Annotated in this window: 1 protein-coding gene; it reads left to right on the forward strand. The window is 35.1% G+C overall.

Annotated elements, in window-relative coordinates:
• Positions 1-122 precede the first annotated feature (122 nt).
• Positions 123-1,178, forward strand: coding sequence for a SepM family pheromone-processing serine protease (locus tag FHL06_RS13545; RefSeq protein WP_153387160.1), 1,056 nt, complete (start codon positions 123-125; stop codon positions 1,176-1,178).
• Positions 1,179-1,225: the final 47 nt, after the last annotated feature.

A 1,225-nucleotide genomic window follows, 5' to 3' on the forward strand; every position in this document is an offset into this window, starting at 1 on the left:
ATGCTACGATATCATCATCAATGATGAAAGAGGTAGCAAAATTTGGTGGAGATATTTCTGAATTCGTTCCTCCAGCTGTAGCTCAAGCATTGATAAAGAAGTTGAGGAAGGAATAGTTTATTTTGAAATTTAATAAAACTAGAAACAAAGTTTTAGGTGCCATATTTATATTCCTAATTGTAGTGGCATTTTTCTTTGCACCAACAGGTTACTATTTGGAAGTTCCTGGAACTGCTGAGGATACCTCGCAATTTGTAAAAGTGAATGCTAAGCAGGATAAGAAAAAAGGAAATTTACTTTTGACTACTGTTGGTATTGTTAGTGGAACGCCGTTTACATTACTAAAATCATTAGGAAATAATTTTGAAACTATATATTCGCAACAAGAACTTATGGGTGATGAAAATACTCAGGATTACTTTAAAGTTCAACAGTATTACATGCAATCAGCCCAAAATAATGCTATCCAGGCGGCCTATTCGAAAGCTGATAAACCATTTACTAAGAAATATTTAGGCGTTTATGTGATGGATGTAATGAACAATTCTGATTTTAAGAAGAAATTAGCGATTGGCGATACGATTACATCTATTAATGGATATCACTTTAATAATGCCGATCAATTTATCAAGTATGTTAAAAAACAAGATAAACATTCGACAGTGAAAATCAGTTTCTTACGTGACGGTAAGAAGAAGTCTGCCAGTGGTAAGTTGGTTAAGCTAGCTGATACAAAGAGATTTGGTTTGGGTATCACATTGACTGATAATACAGAGGCTAAGGGGAATCCACCTACTAAAATCAACGCAGGAAGCATTGGTGGTCCTTCAGCTGGTTTGATGTTTACCTTACAAGTTTATTCTCAGATTGCTAACAAGGATCTCAAAGCTGGTCGGACTATTGCCGGGACAGGGACTATTGCTCCAGATGGAACTGTAGGCCCTATTGGCGGGATTGAAAAGAAAGTCTATGCAGCTTCAGAAGAAGGAGCAACTATTTTCTTTGCACCTGATGATCCTGTAACTAAGGAAATAAAGAAATATGAACCAGGCTATGTTAATAACTATCATTTAGCCTTACGCGCAGCTAAAAAGATTCATACTAAGATGAAGATTGTTCCAGTTAAAAATCTTAACGATGCAATTAATTATCTTGAAAAAACAAAACAGTCCAAATAAGGGCTGTTTTTTTTCGTAGTTTTTTTAGAGGTGATAATAATAGAAGA

Origin of the sequence: Companilactobacillus halodurans (genome assembly GCF_009600985.1) — a bacterium.
Lineage (GTDB): Bacteria > Bacillota > Bacilli > Lactobacillales > Lactobacillaceae > Companilactobacillus > Companilactobacillus halodurans.